This is a genomic window from Pyramidobacter piscolens W5455, from assembly GCF_000177335.1.
In the GTDB taxonomy this organism is placed as follows: Bacteria; Synergistota; Synergistia; order Synergistales; family Dethiosulfovibrionaceae; genus Pyramidobacter; species Pyramidobacter piscolens.
Map to the genome: position 1 here is coordinate 1 of NZ_ADFP01000124.1, position 18,853 is coordinate 18,853.

General features: G+C 63.1%; 21 protein-coding genes. 18 read left to right on the plus strand and 3 right to left on the minus strand.

Going from position 1 to position 18,853, the window contains the following annotated elements; genetic code table 11:
* Positions 1-44: 44 nt before the first annotated feature.
* Positions 45-434: an ArsR/SmtB family transcription factor gene (locus HMPREF7215_RS10645; protein WP_009165890.1), complete on the minus strand. Its 390-nt coding sequence runs from the start codon at positions 432-434 to the stop codon at positions 45-47.
* A 201-nt stretch (positions 435-635) separates the two neighbouring features.
* Here HMPREF7215_RS10645 and HMPREF7215_RS10650 point away from each other — a divergent pair, with 201 nt between their 5' ends.
* The 7 genes from HMPREF7215_RS10650 (at position 636) to HMPREF7215_RS10680 (ending at position 6,807) form a co-directional block, all read left to right on the plus strand.
* Positions 636-854, plus strand: a complete 219-nt coding sequence (locus tag HMPREF7215_RS10650) for a cation transporter (RefSeq protein ID WP_009165892.1) — start codon at positions 636-638, stop codon at positions 852-854.
* Positions 855-1,000: 146 nt separating this feature from the next.
* A complete protein-coding gene (locus HMPREF7215_RS10655; RefSeq protein ID WP_009165893.1) occupies positions 1,001-2,884 on the plus strand; it encodes a heavy metal translocating P-type ATPase in 1,884 nt (627 codons plus the stop codon).
* 474 nt (positions 2,885-3,358) lie between these two features.
* Positions 3,359-4,150 carry a DUF4198 domain-containing protein gene (locus HMPREF7215_RS10660; RefSeq protein ID WP_009165894.1) on the plus strand — a complete coding sequence of 264 codons (792 nt, stop codon included), beginning with the start codon at positions 3,359-3,361 and terminating at the stop codon, positions 4,148-4,150.
* Between the two features lie 20 nt (positions 4,151-4,170).
* Positions 4,171-4,662, plus strand: a complete 492-nt coding sequence (locus tag HMPREF7215_RS10665; RefSeq protein WP_040551154.1) for a hypothetical protein — start codon at positions 4,171-4,173, stop codon at positions 4,660-4,662.
* Between the two features lie 3 nt (positions 4,663-4,665).
* On the plus strand, positions 4,666-5,274 hold the full coding sequence (gene cbiM, locus HMPREF7215_RS10670; RefSeq protein ID WP_009165896.1) for a cobalt transporter CbiM: 609 nt from the start codon (positions 4,666-4,668) through the stop codon (positions 5,272-5,274).
* Positions 5,275-5,290: 16 nt separating this feature from the next.
* The gene (locus HMPREF7215_RS10675; RefSeq protein WP_009165897.1) at positions 5,291-6,067 is read left to right on the plus strand and encodes an energy-coupling factor transporter transmembrane component T family protein; all 777 of its coding nucleotides are present in this window, start codon (positions 5,291-5,293) and stop codon (positions 6,065-6,067) included.
* Positions 6,064-6,807 (plus strand): energy-coupling factor ABC transporter ATP-binding protein, encoded by a 744-nt coding sequence (locus HMPREF7215_RS10680; protein WP_009165898.1) that lies wholly within the window; start codon positions 6,064-6,066, stop codon positions 6,805-6,807. The genes HMPREF7215_RS10675 and HMPREF7215_RS10680 overlap by 4 nt, the downstream gene beginning before the upstream one ends.
* 101 nt (positions 6,808-6,908) lie before the next feature.
* Here HMPREF7215_RS10680 and HMPREF7215_RS10685 read toward each other — a convergent pair whose 3' ends face one another.
* On the minus strand, positions 6,909-7,658 hold the full coding sequence (locus HMPREF7215_RS10685) for a transporter substrate-binding domain-containing protein (RefSeq protein WP_009165899.1): 750 nt from the start codon (positions 7,656-7,658) through the stop codon (positions 6,909-6,911).
* Between the two features lie 540 nt (positions 7,659-8,198).
* On the opposite strand from HMPREF7215_RS10685, the gene HMPREF7215_RS10690 reads away from it, so the two are divergent.
* Positions 8,199-9,419 carry an argininosuccinate synthase gene (locus HMPREF7215_RS10690; protein WP_009165901.1) on the plus strand — a complete coding sequence of 407 codons (1,221 nt, stop codon included), beginning with the start codon at positions 8,199-8,201 and terminating at the stop codon, positions 9,417-9,419.
* Positions 9,420-9,614: 195 nt separating this feature from the next.
* The gene (locus HMPREF7215_RS10695; protein WP_009165902.1) at positions 9,615-10,373 is read left to right on the plus strand and encodes a carboxymuconolactone decarboxylase family protein; all 759 of its coding nucleotides are present in this window, start codon (positions 9,615-9,617) and stop codon (positions 10,371-10,373) included.
* 254 nt (positions 10,374-10,627) lie between these two features.
* Here the strand turns inward: HMPREF7215_RS10695 and HMPREF7215_RS10700 are convergent, their stop codons facing one another.
* The gene (locus HMPREF7215_RS10700; RefSeq protein WP_009165903.1) at positions 10,628-11,512 is read right to left on the minus strand and encodes a hypothetical protein; all 885 of its coding nucleotides are present in this window, start codon (positions 11,510-11,512) and stop codon (positions 10,628-10,630) included.
* 263 nt (positions 11,513-11,775) lie between these two features.
* Between HMPREF7215_RS10700 and HMPREF7215_RS10705 the strand changes: the two genes are divergently transcribed.
* From HMPREF7215_RS10705 to hisF, 9 genes are read left to right on the plus strand one after another with little or no spacing between them, the layout of a single operon-like run.
* A complete protein-coding gene (locus HMPREF7215_RS10705) occupies positions 11,776-12,069 on the plus strand; it encodes a YerC/YecD family TrpR-related protein (protein ID WP_009165904.1) in 294 nt (97 codons plus the stop codon).
* Between the two features lie 4 nt (positions 12,070-12,073).
* Positions 12,074-13,207 carry an ATP phosphoribosyltransferase regulatory subunit gene (locus HMPREF7215_RS10710; RefSeq protein WP_009165905.1) on the plus strand — a complete coding sequence of 378 codons (1,134 nt, stop codon included), beginning with the start codon at positions 12,074-12,076 and terminating at the stop codon, positions 13,205-13,207.
* Entirely contained in the window at positions 13,200-13,829 is a 630-nt protein-coding gene (gene hisG / locus HMPREF7215_RS10715; protein WP_009165906.1) for an ATP phosphoribosyltransferase, read from the plus strand. The genes HMPREF7215_RS10710 and hisG overlap by 8 nt, the downstream gene beginning before the upstream one ends.
* Positions 13,826-15,106 carry a histidinol dehydrogenase gene (gene hisD / locus HMPREF7215_RS10720; RefSeq protein WP_009165907.1) on the plus strand — a complete coding sequence of 427 codons (1,281 nt, stop codon included), beginning with the start codon at positions 13,826-13,828 and terminating at the stop codon, positions 15,104-15,106. The genes hisG and hisD overlap by 4 nt, the downstream gene beginning before the upstream one ends.
* Positions 15,103-16,164: a histidinol-phosphate transaminase gene (hisC, locus tag HMPREF7215_RS10725; RefSeq protein WP_009165908.1), complete on the plus strand. Its 1,062-nt coding sequence runs from the start codon at positions 15,103-15,105 to the stop codon at positions 16,162-16,164. The genes hisD and hisC overlap by 4 nt, the downstream gene beginning before the upstream one ends.
* Positions 16,165-16,752 (plus strand): imidazoleglycerol-phosphate dehydratase HisB, encoded by a 588-nt coding sequence (gene hisB / locus HMPREF7215_RS10730; protein WP_009165909.1) that lies wholly within the window; start codon positions 16,165-16,167, stop codon positions 16,750-16,752.
* 1 nt (position 16,753) lies between these two features.
* Positions 16,754-17,377, plus strand: a complete 624-nt coding sequence (gene hisH, locus HMPREF7215_RS10735) for an imidazole glycerol phosphate synthase subunit HisH (RefSeq protein ID WP_009165910.1) — start codon at positions 16,754-16,756, stop codon at positions 17,375-17,377.
* Positions 17,371-18,084 (plus strand): 1-(5-phosphoribosyl)-5-[(5-phosphoribosylamino)methylideneamino]imidazole-4-carboxamide isomerase, encoded by a 714-nt coding sequence (hisA, locus tag HMPREF7215_RS10740; RefSeq protein ID WP_009165911.1) that lies wholly within the window; start codon positions 17,371-17,373, stop codon positions 18,082-18,084. Before hisH ends, hisA begins: the two co-directional genes overlap by 7 nt.
* Positions 18,081-18,839, plus strand: coding sequence for an imidazole glycerol phosphate synthase subunit HisF (gene hisF, locus HMPREF7215_RS10745; RefSeq protein WP_009165912.1), 759 nt, complete (start codon positions 18,081-18,083; stop codon positions 18,837-18,839). Before hisA ends, hisF begins: the two co-directional genes overlap by 4 nt.
* The last annotated feature ends 14 nt before the right edge of the window (positions 18,840-18,853 follow it).

Genomic DNA, 18,853 nt, shown 5'->3' on the forward strand with positions numbered 1-18,853 from the left:
GAACGGACGACGACGACGACGACGACGCGCGCGCTCCCGTTTTTTTACCCGTTCCCGTCGCGACGCCGCGGCTGCGCGCAGGGGCAGACCATGGACATCAGCTCTTCGATGGCGCGGTGCAGCAGGGCCGCCGTCTCGGATGCGGCGGCTTTGTAATAGACCTCCTTGCCCTCGCGGCGGCTGACGATCAGCCCTGCGCTCTTGAGCGAGCGCAGGTGGTGCGACACTGCCGGACTGGACATCTCCATCAGCGCGGAAATGTTGATCACGCACTCTTCGCCGTGGCACAGCAGCCAAAACACGCGCATGCGCGTGGCGTCGCCGAGCTGTCTGAACACGTCGGCGACAGTCTGAAAATCGCGCACCGACGGCGCGGCGGCACAGAATTCCTCGACCGGTTGGCCGTGCCGGTGCGGCAGACGGACTGGCGGCATGGAATCGCCTCCCTTTCTTCTTTAACTATTTACCATAAAAATCCGCCGCTGAAAAGCGTGCCGCGAAATTTTCCGGCCGTTTCTCGCGCCCTCGCGAACAGAAGATTGACAGGATCGCGCCGCGGCGATACAATCTCATCAACGAATAAGCATTTGTTTAATCGTTTGCCGCCCATCATTTCCAAAAAGGAGTCGCCGACCATGAAAAAGAGCTACAAAATCGAAGTGGACTGCGCCAACTGCGCCAACAAGATGGAACAGGCCGCCAGGAACACGCCCGGCGTCAAAGACGCCAGCGTCAACTTCATGCTGCTGAAAATGAACGTGGAGTTCGAGGACGATCAGGATCCCCGGAGCGTCATGCCCGAGGTGCTGAAAAACTGCAAAAAAGTCGAAGACGACTGCGAGATCTTCTTCTAGCCGTCCGTTGCGCCCTTCACGCCGGAAAGCCGTTTTTCGCGACGGGCGTTTGGGGACCGCGCCGCGCGTCAACGCGCGTTTGTATCCAAATCGAATCGGCTTTCCCGCGCCGTCTCGCGGCGGAAAGCCTCGCGGAGGGATATGCCATGAACCGGAAACAGATTCACACGCTGCTGCGCATCGTCGCCGCGGCGGCGATGACGACCGCCCTGCACTTCGCGCGCGCTGCCGGCGCGGCGCGCTTCCTGCTTTATCTCGTGCCGTATCTGACCGTCGGCTACGACATTCTCGGCAAATCGCTCAAGGGCGTCAAAAACCGCCAGATCTTCGACGAGAATTTCCTCATGGCCGTGGCCACGATCGGCGCCATGGCGCTGGCCGTTTACGAGGACGGCGACTACACCGAGGCCATCGCCGTCATGCTCTTCTACCAGACCGGCGAACTGTTCCAGAGCTACGCCGTCGGCAAAAGCCGCCGCAGCATCGGCGCCCTCATGGATATCCGCCCCGATTACGCCAACGTCGAACGAAACGGCCGCCTCGAGCGCGTCGATCCCGACGAGGTCGCCCCCGGCACGGTCATCGTCGTCCAGCCCGGCGAGAAAGTGCCCATCGACGGCGTCGTCGCCGGCGGACGCTCGACGCTCGATACCGCCGCCCTCACCGGCGAGAGCGCGCCGCGCGAAATCGAACCCGGCGACGAGATCCTTTCCGGCTGCATCAACATGAGCGGCGTGCTCCAAGTGAAAACCACGCGCGAGTTCGGCGAGTCCACCGCCTCGAAGATTCTCGACCTGGTCGAGAACGCCAGTTCGCGCAAATCCAAGTCGGAAGAGTTCATCGGCAAGTTCGCGCGCGTCTACACGCCCGCCGTGTGCAGCGGCGCGCTGGCGCTGGCCGTGCTGCCGCCGCTGGCGCGATTTTTCGCGATGGGACTTTCCCCAAACTGGGGCGACTGGCTCTACCGCGCCCTCACCTTCCTCGTCATCAGCTGCCCCTGCGCGCTGGTCGTCAGCATTCCGCTCACGTTCTTCGCCGGGCTGGGCGGCGCCAGCCGCGAAGGCGTGCTCGTCAAAGGCTCCAACTATCTCGAAACGCTGGCGAACACGAAATGCGTCGTCTTCGACAAGACCGGCACGCTCACGCAAGGCGTCTTCGAAGTCAGCGACGTGCACCACTGCCCCATCGAGCGCAAGCGCCTGCTCGAGTTCGCCGCGCTGGCCGAAAGCGCTTCGCCGCACCCGATCAGCAAGTCGCTGCGCCTCGCCTACGGCAAACCGATCGACCGCGCCCGCGTTTCCGACGTCCGCGAGATCAGCGGCGAGGGCGTCACCGCCGTCGTGGACGGACTGCCCGTCGCCGCCGGCAACGTCAAACTCATGGAGCGCCTCGGCATCCCCTGCATCCGCTGCCGCAGCGCCGGCTCGATCGTGCACATGGCCGTCAGCGGCGAGTACGCGGGACACATCGTCATCTCCGACGTGATCAAGCCCAACGCCAAGGAGGCCGTGGCGCGGCTCAAGGCTGCCGGCGTGAAAAAGACCGTCATGCTCACGGGGGACCGCCGCCCCGCCGCCGAGCAGACCGCGCGGGAGCTCGGCGTCGACGAATTCCACGCCGAACTGCTGCCCGCCGATAAAGTCGCCACGGTGGAGGAACTGCTGGCACGCCAGCCCATCGGCGAAAAGCTGGCTTTCGTCGGCGACGGCCTCAATGACGCGCCCGTGCTTTCGCGCGCCGACGTCGGCATCGCCATGGGCGCCATGGGCAGCGACGCCGCCATCGAGGCCGCCGACGTCGTGCTGATGGACGACGATCCCCTCAAGATCGTCAAGGCCATCGGGATCGCGCGCAAATGCCTGGGCATCGTGCGCCAGAACATCTGCTTCGCCCTCGGCGTCAAGCTCGCCTGCCTGGCGCTCGGCGCTCTGGGGCTCGCCAACATGTGGCTGGCCGTCTTCGCCGACGTCGGCGTCATGGTGCTGGCCGTGCTCAACGCCATCCGCGCGCTGTTCGTCAAAAACCTGTGAGAGCGAAACAGGAAAACCGCGCCTTAAAAGGCTTGCTTCTCGGCGGAGGCACCAAAACGCGGAGAAAAGCGGAAGACAAAATTCTTTTTAGAAAAAGACTGCCGCGTTCTCGACATTTCGCCCCGCGCCCTGAAGCGCGGAAGCGAAAACGGTCGGACGGCGCGAAGCGCCTGACAGCCGCTGGGCTGTCGGGCGCTTTTTTCATGGCGGATTTTCGACGCGGAGCTCGCGCGCTGACGCCGCTTCGGGGAAATCTTCTAGAAGCGCGCTCAAAAATCCGCGAGCGACGGGCAACGCGTGACACGCTATTTACGCGCCTTGACACAAATTTGCGTTATGATATTATTACGTCGTGGCACGATAATGGAACCGTCATTTTTCAAGCGGCGATTTTCCGCTTTCGAGTCGCAGAATCGCCGCGGCCCAACACAATCTTTTTCTTAATTCTTAATTTAAGTAAGGAGGAAGTATTTCATGTCTCAGCGCAAAACGTTCTCCCTGTTCTCGGCGGCGCTTCTCGTCTCGGCCCTTTCCGGCGCGGCCATGGCCCACGAACTGACGCTGCGCGCCAACGGCGAGGTCAAGGAAGGCGCGCCTCTGGCGGTGTCGGTGCATTCGGGACACAAGTTCATCGTCCCCGAAGAAGTGGAAAGTCTCGAACGCGTCAAGGCCGGTCCCTTCGTGGACGGCAAGCTGATGCCCCAGCCCCTGACCGGCAACGAGAAAGGACTGTGCATCGACTTCACGGTGCCGGAAGTCAAGGCCGGCGAGTCTTTGATCGTGGTCGCCGAAAAGGACGGCGGCGTCTGGAGCGTCACCAACGAGGGCGGCAAATCGGGGGCGCGCAAGGATCTCGAGGCTCAGGGGCTGAAGGTCAAATCGGCGGTCAAACACGACAAATACGCCAAGCTGATCCTCAACGCCTCCAAGGACGACAAGAACTTCGCCACGGCCGTCGGCCATCCGCTGGAAGTCATTCCCGTGACCAATCCGGCCGACGCCAAGGTGGGCGAGTTCTTCGAGGTGAAGGTCGTGCTCGAAGGTCAGCCTTATACGGGCCCCGTCTGGGCGACTTACGACGGCTTCGTCACCGAGTATGAGAACACCTATGCCTACTACACCGAAGCGGAGAGCGGCACGGCGTTCATCAAGATCACCGCGCCCGGCCTCTGGGGCGTCCGCGCCCGTCAGGATGGCCTGCCCGGCGTCGAAGGGACCTACGACAGCCGCACGGTGCGTTCCTTCCTGCTCTTCGAAGTCAAATAACGATCATGACGGCGCTTTCAATGTTTAAAAGAGCGGTCGCGACACTGCTGATGGGACTCGTGCTGACGGGTCCCATTGGTTGTTTGCGCGCTTCCGCCCATGGCGTGGGATACCGCCAGTCAGATCTGCCTTCGGTGCCGCTGGAATTCTTCTACTCCACCGGCGAAACGATGAGTTATCTTGATACCAAAGTCTTCTCGCCCGCCGACGAAAAGTTCGCCAACCAGTCGGGACGCACCGACGCCGCCGGACGCTTCGCGTTCGTTCCCGACGTGCCCGGCACATGGCGCGTGATCGTCAAGGACGACGAAGGACATCAATGCACGGCGGACATCGGCGTGACGCAGGAATTCCTCGACGGCGGTTCCGAAAAGTCCTCCGCCCTCGCCGTCAAAGAACAGAGCGCGGTGCCTCAGGGCATGGATCTGGCGATCCGCTGCGTCCTCGGCGTCAGCCTGCTCTTCAACGTCGCCGCGTTCGTCCTGCTGGCGCGCCGCGGAAAGGCGGCCTGAACCATGCATATCAGCGAAGGCGTGCTCTCCACGGGCGCGCTGGCGGCCGGCTGGGCCATCACCGCGGCGGGAACGGCCGTGGGGTTGAAAAAGCTCAAGCCAGAGCGCATCGTGCGCGTGGCGCTGCTGTCGTCGGCGTTTTTTCTCGCGTCGCTGGTCAACGTCAAGATCGGCCCCAGCTCGACGCATCTTTCGCTCATCGCGCCGATGGGGCTCGTGCTCGGCTGGTCGGCCTTTCCCGCGGTGCTGGTGGCGCTGCTGCTGCAGGCGCTGCTGTTCCACTTCGGCGGGCTGGCGGTGCTCGGCCCCAACACGGTGGACGTGGCGCTGCCGGCGCTGCTGGTCTATCTGATTTTCGCACGGCCGATCCGCCGTCAAAGCGGCGCGGCCGCCGCGGTCTGGGCGTTCGCCGCCGGCACGCTGGCCGTGTTGCTGTGCGCCGTCGGCGTGGGGCTGTTCCTCGGCGCAACGGACGAAAACTTTCTCGGCGTGGCGAAGGTGGTTTTTCTCGCCCACGTGCCGGTCGCGTTTATCGAAGGCGCGATCACGGCGTTCATGGTGACGTGGCTGAAAAAAGTTTCGCCGGAGTTCCTGGCAGGCGTCGACCGCTGACGAAAGGACGGCGGCCATGCATCTCGATACGGGCGACTTGTTCGCTGAAAACGCGCGCGTCCTGCTCGACGCCTTCGATCCGCGCGCGCGGATGCTCTGCGCCGCTGTCTACGCTGCGACGCTGTCGGCGATGAATCGGCCGGCCGCGCTGGCCTTCGCGGCGCTGCTGCCGGGCGCGCTGTTTTTCTGCGGGCCGCTTCGCCCCTTGTTGCGCTCGCTGCGCCAACTCAATCTGGTCAGCTTGGCGATGACGTTCCTGCTGGCGCTGACCTGGCCGGGAAAAACGCTGTGGGGGCCGTTCACGCGCGAAGGAATCCGCCAGGGGCTTCTGATCACCGTGAGGCTGAATCTGATCTCGGTCGCGCTGCTGCGGCTGATCGCGGCCATGGGACCGGCGCGCAGCGAAACGGCGCTGGCCCGCCTGGGCTGCCCGGAAAAGCTGCGCGTTCTGCTGCTGCTCACGCTGCGCGGCATTTATCTGCTGGCCGAACGCATGGCCACGGCCCTGCAGGCCGTCAACCTGCGCAGCGGTTCGCGCCCTTCGGGACGCTCGCCGGACTTGAAGGGGACGCTGCGCTGGCGCGTGTTCGCTTTCATGGCGGCGAGCGCGCTGCTGCAAAGCTCCGACCGCTCGGAACGCATGATGCTGGCGCTGAACTGCCGCGGCGGTCTGGCGGGCTTCGCCGCGGCGCAGCCGCTGCACTGGCGAATCCGAGACACAGCGCTGGCCGTTTTCTGCGCGATCTTGCTGGCAGCGGCGCTGGCGCTCGATTTTTCGGGAGGCGTCCAATGAATCCGCCCCAATCGGAAAAATCCACCTGCCCGCTGGAAGTGCGAGCGCTCCACTACAGCTACCCCGACGGGCACAAGGCGCTGAACGGCGTGTCGTTCCGCCTGCGCGAAAACGAGAAACTCGCGCTCGTCGGACCGAACGGTTCCGGCAAGTCGACGCTGCTGCTCCATCTGGCCGGGGGCATCGCCGCCCGGGACGAGATCCGGCTGTGGGGGCGCCCCGCCGGCGCGGAAGAGCTGCGCCGCGCCGTCGGCCTGATCTTTCAGGAGCCGGACGACCAGCTCTTCATGCCGCAGGTCGCCGACGACGTGGCCTTCGGCCTCGTCGCCCGCGGCGTGCCCGCCGCCGAGGCGCGGCGAAAGGCGATGGAAATGCTCGACCGTCTGGGCGCGGCGCACCTGGCCGAGCGTCCGCCGCACCGCCTTTCCGGCGGCGAAAAGCGTCTGGCCGCTTTGGCCGGGATCCTGGTCATGGAGCCGCAGGTGATCGTTCTCGACGAACCGACGTCGGCGCTCGATCCGCGCGCGCGGCGGCGCGTCATCGAAACCCTGCGCGCGTTGTCCCAGCCGCTGATCCTCACCACGCACGACCTTGACATGGCGCTCGACGTGTGCAGCCGCGCCGCGCTGCTCTACGACGGGGCTGTCGCCGCGGAAGGACCTCTGCCCGATCTGTTCCGCGACAAAGAGCTGCTGGAACGCAACGGCCTCGAACTGCCGCTGCGGTATTCCGCCACGTGATCCGACGTTCCAAAAGACATCGGGGTGTTCGCACAATGACCGTGCGAACACCCCGATGTTTTTTTGCCCGCGGAATGTTCCACGTGGAACATTCCGTTCGTTCACTTTTTGAACCACTTGTCGCGCAGGGCCTGAAGCTCGCCGTTTTTGTCCATCTCCTCGATGATCCGGCTCACGGCGGCCGTCAGTTCCACGTTTTTCTTGGAGATGGCGATCGCCTTGTCGGCGCCGGTGATCTGCCTGTTGAAGGCGATGGCGATCTTGCCGTCGAAATCCTTGGCCTTGACGTAGGCCTTGGCGGCGGGAATGCCCATGAGGGTTGCGTCGACGCGCCCGAGCGCCACTTCGCGCACGCACTCGTCGAACTTCTGGTAGGTCTTGACTTCGACGTTGCCGAGGGCGCGCGCAAAGGTCTCCTGCACGGTGCCAATCTGTACGGCGACGGTTTTGCCGGCCAGATCGTCGGCGCTTTTGGGCTGATAGTCGACGCGAGTGACGAAAGCGCTGTAGGAAATCTCGTAAGGCGACGAAAAGCTGACGCGTTTGGCGCGCTCCGGCGTCGCCGAAAGGCCGGCCGAGACCAGATCGATCTTGTCGGCCATCAGCGACGGCAGCAGCGAATCGAAGGGCATATCGAGCCACTGCAATTTTTTGCCCAGCTTTCTGGCGATGGCTTCGGTCATGTCGACATCAAAGCCGACCAAGTCGCCGGACTGCCCGTGGAACTCATACGGCGGATAGGCGCCTGACGTGCCGACGATCAGCGTTTCCTTATCCATTGCCGAAGCGGCGAAAGCCGCCGCGGCGATCCAAACGGAAAAAGCGGCCACTACGGAAATACGTTTCCACATGCTGTTCCCTCCTAAAAATCGGTTTATTATGTCGCAGGCTATAAACTAACCTTGAAGCGGATCATAGTTCACTAAAGTTTATTTGTCAATAGATAATAAATAATTATTTACTTCCGTCTCAAATCTCGACAGTTGCAGAGTGAAACCTTGAAAATTACGGCATGAAAGGCGTAGCCGCTCGTTGAAAAAACGATATGCCTTCGACATCCCGCGGCCATTGTGCATGAAACGCTGAATGATAATAAATGTAAGTTCATTTATTTAACGCCAATTAAAATTTTATATTGACCAGAGAATAAATTATGGTATAGTAACACACAACAATCTCAACTTACGCTCAAATACCTGCGGGCCGCACACAGCGGCCCACGTTCGGCAAAGAAAGGAGGCGGAGCGGAATGACGCGTCTGCCGCGACGCGGGGCGTCGCCGTACCGACGGCGAACCGAACGAACGAAGGGAGCCGGGCGGCTGTTTTCCGCTCAGGACGGCACGTTTGCGCGCCGTACCGAAAAAACACACAGACACGGAGGAAGAACGCATGAAGAAGGGAAACGTCGGAAAAATCGTATTGGCGTACTCGGGCGGCCTTGACACTTCGATCATCATTCCCTGGTTGAAGGAGAACTACGACAATCCCGAGATCATCGCCGTTTCGGGCGACGTCGGACAGGGCGACGAACTGGAAGGGTTGGAGGAAAAAGCTCTCAAAACCGGCGCCGCCAAGTTGATCGTGGCCGACCTCGTCGACGAAATGGTGGACGGGATCATCATCCCGGCGCTGAAAATGGGGGCGAAATACGAAAAGTACCTGCTCGGCACCGCCTTCGCGCGTCCCGTGATCGGCAAGAAACTCGCCGAGATCGCGCTGGCGGAGGGCGCCGACGCAATCTGTCACGGCGCGACGGGCAAAGGCAACGACCAGGTCCGCTTCGAGCTCGCCATCAAACGCTTCGCGCCGGACATGCCGATCATCGCGCCCTGGCGCGAATGGGACATCAAATCCCGCGACGAGGAGATCGACTACGCCGAGGCGCACCGCGTGCCGCTGCGGATCTCGCGCGAGACGAATTACTCCAAGGACAAGAACCTGTGGCACCTGAGCCACGAGGGCCTCGATCTCGAAGATCCCGCCAACGAGCCGCAATACGACAAGCCGGGGTTCCTCGAGATGAGCGTTTCGCCGATGCAGGCCCCGGACGCGCCGGAGTACGTCAGCGTCGACTTCGAGGCCGGCGCGCCGACGGCATTCAACGGCGAGAAGATGAAGGCGTCGGACATCATCCGCAAGCTGAACGAGGCCGGAGGCAAAAACGGCATCGGCATTACCGACATCGTCGAGAACCGTCTGGTCGGCATGAAGGACCGCGGCATTTACGAGACGCCGGGCGGGAGCATTCTTTACTTCGCGCACGAGCAGCTGGAAATGATCACGGTGGACAAGGACACGCTGCACGTCAAGCAGAAACTGGCCGTCGATTTCGCCGACCTCATTTACAACGGCAAGTGGTACACGCCGCTGCAGGAAGCGCTGACGGCGTTCGCCGACGAAGCGGACAAATACGTGACCGGCACGGTCAAACTCAAGTTGTACAAGGGCAACATCATCCCCGCCGGAACGACCTCGCCGTATTCTCTGTATTCCGAAAAACTGGTCACCTTCGGCGAAAGCGATTACGATCAGGCGCAGGCGGCCGGCTTCATCAACCTCTGGGGACTGCCCGTGAAAGTGCAGGCGCTGCGCGAGCAGGGCCGTCTGTAAGCGTTCCGGGACCGCCGCTGCCGGGCGCGAGGCGGGATCCGGAGGAAACGCGGACCGACGCCGGAAAAATTTTCGTCGTCATGTGCCGCGGGCATCGCGACCTATTGAATAAAAGCATTCGACTTCTTCGAGTTGAAGCGTATGATCAACTCACGGGTCGGTAAAGCTCGAATTCAGTCAGCACAGGAGGCACCAATGAAAAAACAAACCGCCGGACGCGACGCCCTCGGCGCGATCGCGCCCAAATTCGCCGCGCTCAACGACGACGTGCTCTTCGGAGAAGTGTGGTCGCGGAGCGACCGGCTCTCGCTGCGCGACCGCTCCATCGTCACGGTCACGGCTCTGATCGCGAAGGGGATTTTCGACAACTCGCTCAAGTACCACCTCGCCAACGCCCGCAACAACGGCGTCACCGCCGTCGAAATGGCCGAACTGATCACGCACCTGGCCTTTTACGCCGGCTGGCCCAACGCCTGGGGCGCTTTCGCTCAGATGAAGGAAGTTTACGCCGGCGGCGAATCGGGCGACGAAAGCGGCAAGGCGGCGTTCGACCGCGCCAACATCTTCGGCCGGGGGCAGGAGAACACAGCTTACGCGCGGTACTTCGTCGGCGCCTCGTGGCTCAATCCGCTCACGCCCAGAGGGACCGTGCCGTTCATGGCAAACGTCACCTTCGAACCGGGGTGCCGCAACAACTGGCACGTGCACCGCGCCGCCAGGGGCGGCGGCCAGATCCTGCTCTGCGTCGCCGGGCGCGGCTGGTACCAGGAGGAAGGCAAAGACCCCGCCGAACTGACGCCCGGCCAGGTCGTCGTCATCCCCCCAAACGTCAAGCACTGGCACGGCGCGGCACGGGACAGCTGGTTCTCGCACGTTTCCGTGGAAGTCCCCGGCGAAGAGACAGCCAACGAATGGCTCGAACCGGTCGAGTCGGAACTGTATCGCTCGCGGTAATTCTTCCGCAGTCTGCCTTCGGGCAGGCTGCGTTTTTTTTGCAAAAAAGATCCGGGGCCGATTTCCGGCTCCGGATCGAGGTCGCGAAACAGCTTGTACTATTTCTCGATAAAAAAACATTAACATAGCTCGCTGGGCGCCCGAGGAAGATTCGCCAGGCGAGTCGCGCAGAGCGCGCAGCGGTCGAGGTAGTCCTGAGCGACTGGACGCCCCCGGAGCGTCCCAAGGGCAGGCCTTTCAATCAAGAAATGATATTATTTGGCGGGGAACAGCGCCGCGGCGGTCATGTCGAGGTAGTTGAGGCCGTCGTACTGCGGGAAGGCCGCGATCGCGCCCTTTTTGAATTCTTCGCCGCTGGCGCTCGACGCGGCCAGCTCTTTGAGCTTTTCCACGTAGCGGATCTTCTCGCTGACGGCGTCCTGCCCTTCGGGCGCGCTGTGGGCGGGCAGGATCATGGCGTACTGCGCCTCGCGGTAGCCGCGCAGCGTCTTCAGCATGGCGTCCATGTGGCCCGCGCCGCCGATGATGGAGTGCGTGTGTTTGCCCAGCATGTGCGTGGAAACGGCGTTGATGGCCGGAATGACGATGTCGTAGGTATCGCCCTGCTCGACGAGAATGAACTCGATGCCGCCCAGCGTCACCGGTCCGGCGGCAAGGACTTTCGCGATCGAAGCGGTGTCGCCGCCGCCGTGAAACTCATCGCCGAACGCCTTGTGCAGCCCCTCGGCGACGGCCGCCGTCGAACCGCCGGCGATGGCTTTTTTCGCCGCCTCGGTGCCGTAGATCGTCATGCCTTCGGCGTAGCTGGCGCCGGCCGGATGGGCGCTGACGAACAGATCTTTCATCGGTTTGTTCAGACCGCCGATGTAACTCTTCCACGCCTCGAGGTTCGCGGTGAACGACGGCAGTTCGATGCCCACGAGCGCGTCCGCTCCTTCGACGATATACGCCTCGTCGGCCAGAGCGTCGCCCGTGGCATAGGCGTGCAGCTTGACGTCGCCGTAATCGAACACAGCCATTACGCCGGCGGCAAGCGGCACTTCCCTTACCTTCGGCGCCGTGACGGCGGCCGAAGCGGCGGACGCTGCGGAAGCGGACAGGACGAGAGCGGAAAGAGCGGAACGAACGGACTTTTTCATTTTTCATGCCTCCAATGGATTTTCGTGATCGATTGCTGACGGTTCGATTATAAAAACCCCCGTTGTTTTCCCGCAAGAAGGCACAATAAAGTGGCCTGGTTACCGGCAGGTAACCGCTCCAGCCGGGGGCTGCAAAAATTTTTCCGGCGAGGCGCCCGACGGCAGTTTCATCGTCAAAAACCCGCCGCGGCTTCTTGACTTTACCATGATAAAGTGATAATATGCCATTCGTAAATTTTCCCGGAAGGACGGAACGTTTCCCCATGACTCACCTCAATTCGGAACTCATCGACCGATTCTATCTGGCGATTCTCGCCCTGAAGACGCCCGAGGAATGCGCCGTGTTTTTCGAGGGCCTCCGCACGGTCACGGAAATTCAGAACATGGCGCAGCGTCCCGAAGTGGCGCAATTGCCCGCCGACGGCCGCAATTATCAGGAAATCACGAACGGCGCCGGCGTCAGCGCCGCCACGATCAGCCGCGTCAACCGCTGTCTCCGCTACGGCAGCGGGGGTTATCGACTCGCGCTGGCGCGGCTCGGGCGGGAAAAGCGGTGAAAGAATGAACATCGACTCGAATTCCCTCAAGTACGACGAGCGCGCCATCTTCGCGCTGCGTTCGCTTTACTCGAAATACGGCTACTCCTATTACAAAATGAGCAAGTTCGAGGAGTACGATCTGTACGTGCGCAACAAGGATTTCCTCGTCAGCGACAGCGTCATCACCTTTACGGACACGAACGGGCGCCTGATGGCTCTCAAACCCGACGTGACGCTCTCCATCATCCGCCACATCAAAGACGAGCCCGGCGTCGTCCAGAAACTCTTCTACAACGAGAACGTCTACCGCGTCTCGCAGAAGACCCGCACGTTCAAAGAGATCATGCAGGTCGGTCTGGAGTGCGTGGGCGCCATCGACGCGTACTGTATCGGCGAAGTGCTGATGCTCGCCGCCGAAAGTCTGCGCTGCATTTCGCCGCGCTGCGTGCTCGATGTCGCTCATCTTGGCATCATCGCCGCCATCATCGACGACTTCTCCTTTTCCGAAAGCGTCCGCCGCGCCGTCCTCAAGTGCATCAACGAAAAAAACGTGCATGAGCTGAGCCTGATCTGCGCTCAGTCCGGCGTCGAGGAGAACAAGGCCGCCGCCCTCCGCCGGCTGGTGTCGCTCTGCGACCGTCCGGCCGCGGCCATGCCGAAGCTGCGCGCCCTGCTGAGCCGTTCCGGCAGCGCGCGGCTTGCCGAACAGCTGGACGAGCTGGAACGCATCGTCGTACAGTTCAAAGGGACTGACCTCGAGGACATGCTGCGCGTGGACTTCTCCGTCGCCAACGACCTCAATTACTACAACGGCATCGTCTTCCGCGGCTTCGTCGAAGGCGTGCCGACGGGCGTCCTTTCCGGCGGCCAGTACGATCGACTCATGCGCAAGATGAAGCACCAGTCGGGCGCTATCGGTTTCGCCATTTATCTGGACCTGCTCGAACGGCTCGACCACGCCGAACGCGCCTACGACGTGGACACGCTCCTTCTCTACGACCGCCGCGACGATCCCCGCGCGCTGCGCGCCGCCGCGGCCAAGCTGACGTCCGGCGGACACAGCGTCATGGCCCAAAAGGAACTGCCCGAGGGCATCAAGTTCAGGCAGCTGATGAGACTTGAAGGGAACGAGGCGAAGCTCCTTGAACATGCTTAACGTGGCACTGCCCAAGGGACGCCTGGGCGAGCGGGTCTACGCCATGTTCGCGCGGGCCGGGCTGGAATGCGGCGGCGTGCTCGAGCCGGGGCGCCGTCTGATTTTCGAAAACCCGCACAAGGGCGTGCGCTATTTCTGGGTCAAGCCCTCCGATGTCGCCATTTACGTGGAGCGGGGAGCAGCCGACCTCGGCGCGGCAGGCAAAGACATCCTGCTCGAAAACGAGCCCGACGTTTACGAGCTGCTCGACCTCCATACCGGCGTCTGCCGCATGGCCGTCGCCGCGCGGGTGGACTTCCGCGACAACCCCGACCGCACGCTGCGCGTCGCCAGCAAGTTCGTGCACATCGCCCAGAACTATTACGCCGCCAAAGGGCGCGACATCGACATCATCCGCATCAACGGCTCGGTGGAGCTGGCGCCGATCCTCGGTCTTTCCGACGTGATCGTCGACATCGTCGAAACGGGCACGACGCTGAAGGAAAACCATCTGCGCGTGCTCGACACGGTCGTCTCCATCAGCGCGCGGCTTATCGCCAACAAGGCGAGCTTCAAATTCAAAAACGGACAGATCTTGGAGATCATGCGGGCCATGACCGCCATGACGGAGGCAGAACAATGATCAGAATATTGAAATGCGGCGAGGTCGCCGACGGGGATATCCTCGCGCGCGCCATCCCCGCCGCGGACGTCGGGGACGTCGTGGCCGAGATCATCGCCGACGTGCGGGAAAACGGCGACGCGGCGCTGAAGAAATACGCCGAGAAATTCGACGGCGCCAGACTCGAGGCGTTGGCGGTGACGCCGGCGGAGATCGAGGCCGCCGTGGCGCAGGTCGCGCCGGAGTTTATCGGCATCCTCGAGAAGGCGGCAGGCAACATCCGCGCCTTTCATTCGCGCCAGCTCAGGAACGGCTTTATCATCAACGACGAGCCAGGCGTCGTCGTCGGCCAGAAGGTTATTCCCATGGACCGCGCCGGCGTTTACGTGCCCGGCGGCACGGCCGCCTACCCTTCGACGGTGCTGATGGATCTCATTCCCGCCAAGATCGCCGGCGTGCGCGAGATCATCATGACGACGCCGCCGCGCCGGGACGGTTCGGTCGATCCCGCTATCCTCGCCGCCGCCCGCGTCGCCGGAGCCGACCGAATTTTCAAGAGCGGCGGCGCTCAGGCCATCGCCGCTTTGGCCTACGGTACGGAAAGCGTGCCGCGCGTGGACAAGATCGTCGGCCCCGGCAACGCGTTCGTCGCCGAGGCGAAGAAACAGGTCTTCGGCGCCGTCTCCATCGACATGATCGCCGGCCCCAGCGAGATCCTCGTCATCGCCGACGGCCGGACCAATCCGCGCTGGTGCGCCGCCGATCTGCTCGCGCAGGCCGAGCACGACAGAATAGCCAGCGCCGTGCTGATCACGGATTCCATGGCGCTGGCCCGGGCCGTCCAGGCCGAGATCGAGCGCCAGCTCCCCGAACTGGAACGGAGCGAGATCGCCCGCGCCGCCATCGAGAACAACGGCAAAATCATCGTCGCCGACACGCTGGCGAAAGCCGTCGAGATCGCCAACGCGATCGCGCCGGAACACCTGGAGCTGTGCGTCGACGCTCCGTTCGACTATCTTGACGGCATCCGTCACGCCGGTTCGGTGTTTCTCGGGCGCCACTGCCCCGAGGCGCTGGGCGATTATTTCGCCGGCCCCAACCACACCCTGCCCACCGGCGGCACGGCGCGTTTTTCAAGCCCGCTGTCGGTGGACGACTTCGTGAAGAAATCGCAGTACATCTATTACACGCGCGCCGCTTTGCGCAAAGCGGCGCCGGACGTTGCCGGCTTCGCGCGCCGGGAAGGGCTGACGGGGCATGCCCGCAGCGTTCTGAGTCGAATGGAGGAAAAACAATGAGCCGCTTTTTCAGCAGCAAATACGCCGGGCTGATCCCCTACGTGCCGGGCGAACAGCCGCGCAGCCAGGAGTTCATCAAGCTGAATACGAACGAATCGCCTTTTCCGCCTTCCTCGCGAGCCCTCCGCGCCGCCGCGGAGGCCGCGCGCCGGTTGAACCTCTACTCCGACCCCGAGTGCCGCGCCTTGAACGCGAAACTGGCCGAAGTCTACCATCTCGCGCCCGAAGAGGTCCTGTGCACCAACGGTTCCGACGAGATCCTCAACTTCGCCTTCATGGCCTTCTGCGACGCCGGGCACCCCGCCGCCTTCCCCAACGTCACCTACGGTTTTTACAAGGTCCTCGCGGCGCTGAACGGCGTGCCGTGCGAAGAGATTCCGCTGCGCGAAGACTTTTCTGTGAACGTGAGCGACTACGTCGGCCTGAACAAAACCATCTTCATCGCCAATCCCAACGCTCCCACGGGGCTGGCCCTGCCGCTCGCCGACGTCGAACGCCTCGTCAGGGGCAATCCCGGCAGCGTCGTCGTCGTCGACGAGGCCTACGTCGACTTCGGCGGCGAAAGCGCGCTGCCGCTGATCCACAAGTACGACAATCTGCTCGTGACCATGACGTTTTCCAAGTCGCGCTCCATGGCCGGAGCCCGCCTCGGCTTCGGTGCCGCGTGCAAGGAGCTGATCGCCGACCTGAACGCGATCAAATACGCCACCAATCCCTACAACGTCAACGGCATGACCATGGCCGCCGGCATCGGCGCGCTGGAAGACGAGGAATACACGCGCGCCAACTGCCGCGCCGTCATGGAGACGCGCGAGGACGTCACCGCCGCGCTACGCGAAATGGGCTTTGAACTTGGCGACTCGAAGGCCAATTTCGTGTTTCCCCGCCATCCCAAAATCGACGGTCACAAGCTCTACGAGGAACTGCGCGCCCGCGGCATCCTCGTGCGCCATTTCGACACGCCGCTGCTGGCCCGGCACAACCGCATCACCATCGGCAGCCGCGAGCAGATGAACCGCCTGCTGGACACGCTTGGAACTATTTTGGAGGAATGCTGAATGCGTCATGCCGAAATCATCCGCCAGACCGCCGAGACCGACATCGCCCTGAGGCTGGAACTTGACGGCACGGGACAAAGCGAGATCGACAGCGGCGTGGGCTTTCTGGACCACATGCTGACGCTGCTGGCGCGGCACGGCCGTTTCGATCTGAAGCTGACCTGCCGCGGCGACACGAGCGTGGACGACCATCACAGCGTCGAAGACATCGGCATCTGTCTCGGCCGGGCCTTTGCGCAGGCGCTTGGCGAAAAGCGCGGCATCTCGCGCTACGGGTTCTGCGCCCTGCCCATGGACGAAGCTCTGATCCTCGCCGCCGTGGATTTCTCCGGACGCGCGTGCCTCGGTTACGACCTGCCGGTCCGTGCGCAAAAGGTGGGCACGTTCGACACCGAGCTGGTGCAGGAATTCTGGCAGGCTTTCGCGCGCTGCGCCGGCTGCTCCCTGCATCTGCGCCGGCTGGCCGGCGGCAACTCGCATCACATCATCGAGGGCGCGTTCAAGGCGGCGGCCCGCAGTCTGCGTCAGGCCGTGGCCATCGAGGCCGATTGCGCCGACGAGATCCCGTCCACCAAGGGGGTGCTCTGAAGTGATCGCCATCGTCGATTACGGCGTGGGCAACCTCTTTTCGCTGCGCAGCTCGTTCGCGGCCCTCGGCGCGGAAGCGACCGTCACGGCCGACGCGTCTGAACTACGCCGTGCGGAAAAGATCATCCTGCCCGGCGTCGGCGCCTTCGGCGACGCCGCCGACAAATTGCGCGCCTCGGGGCTCGACCGTCCTCTGCTGGACGAGGCCGCCTCCGGCAAGCCGCTTCTGGGCATCTGCCTCGGCATGCAGCTGTTGTTCGACGCAGGTTTCGAGTACGGCGAACACGCCGGGCTCGGTCTGATTCCCGGCGAAGTCCGCGCCATCGCCGAAGCGGTCCCGCCGGGACTGAAGATCCCCCACATCGGCTGGAACGCTCTGAAATTCAGAAAACCGACGCCGCTGTTCAAGTACGTCAAAGAGGGCGACTGCGTCTACTTCGTGCACTCGTTCGCCGCGCGGGGCTGCGACGACTACGTCACGGCCGAGACCGAATACGGCGCCTGGCTGACGGCGGCGGTCGCACGGGACAACGTGTTCGGCTGCCAGTTCCATCCCGAAAAGAGCGGCTCCGTCGGCCTCGACATTCTGCGCGCTTTCTGCGAGCTGGAAGGTTCCTCATGCTGATCTATCCGGCCATCGACCTTTACGCCGGCCAAGCGGTCCGGCTGCAGCGCGGCGATTACGCGCGGATGACCGTTTACAGCGACCGCCCCGAAACCGTCGCCGCCGATTTCGCCGCCCAGGGGGCGAGACAGCTTCATCTGATCGACCTCGAAGGCGCCAAAAACGGCGGCACTCCCAACCTCGAGACGATCGTCGCCGTCAAAAAAAGTTCCGGCCTGTTCTGTCAGGTGGGCGGCGGCATCCGCAGCATGGACGCGATCGTCGCGTATCTGGACGCCGGCGTCGATCGCGTCATCCTCGGCACGGCCGCGGCGACCCAGGCGCATTTCGCGGCCCGGGCCGTCGCACGATACGGCGCGCGCATCGCCGTGGGCGTGGACATCAAAGACGGCTTTGCAGCCGTCAAAGGCTGGACGGAAAAATCGCCGCTGAAAGCTTTCGAGTTCTGTCGGCGCATGCAGTCCGACGGCGTTTCCACGCTGATCTGCACCGACATCTCACGTGACGGCATGATGCAGGGGACGAACGTGGCGCTGTACAAGACTCTTTCGACCGAACTGAAAATGCGGATCATCGCCTCCGGCGGCGTCTCGTCGCTGGACGACGTCAGGCGGCTGGCCGCGCTGGGACTGTACGGCGCGATCATCGGCAAGGCCTGTTACACGAAAGCGATTTCCATCGCGGCAGCGATCGAGGTGACCCAATGATTGCCAAACGAATCATCCCCTGTCTCGACGTCAAGGACGGACGCGTCGTCAAGGGCGTCAACTTTGCGGGGCTTCACGACGTGTCGTCGCCGCCCGATCTGGCACAATTCTACAGTTCCTGCGGCGCCGACGAGCTGGTGTTTTACGACATTACCGCGTCGCCGGACGGACGCAAGCTTTTCACGGAAATCCTGCGCGAGACGGCGCGCCGCGTTTTCATCCCGCTCACCGTCGGCGGCGGCATCAGCGCCGTGGCCGACTTCGAACGCGCGCTCTGCTGCGGCGCCGACAAAGTCAGCGTCAACAGCGGCGCCATCGCGCGCCCGCAACTGATCCGCGAAGCGGCGGCACTGTACGGCAACCAGTGCGTCGTGCTCTCCGTCGACGTCAAACGCGTGGACGGCGCTTTTCACGTGTTCGCCCGCGGCGGGCGCGACGATACCGGCATGGACGCCGTCGCATGGATCACGCGCTGCGTCGGCGACGGCGCCGGCGAAGTGGTGGTCAACTCCATCGACACCGACGGCGCGAAAAAGGGATTCGATCTGGAAATGCTCGCCGCCGTCTGCGAAGCCGTATCGGTCCCCGTGATCGCTTCCGGCGGGGCCGGCAGCGTCGGCGACTTCATCACGCTGTTCAAAACGCTGCCCAAGGTCGACGCCGGGCTGGCGGCGTCCATCTTTCATTTCGGCGAGGTGAAGATCGCCGACCTCAAGGCGGAAATGGCCCGAAACCACATCCCCGTCAGGCTTTGACTGAGAAAAGGACG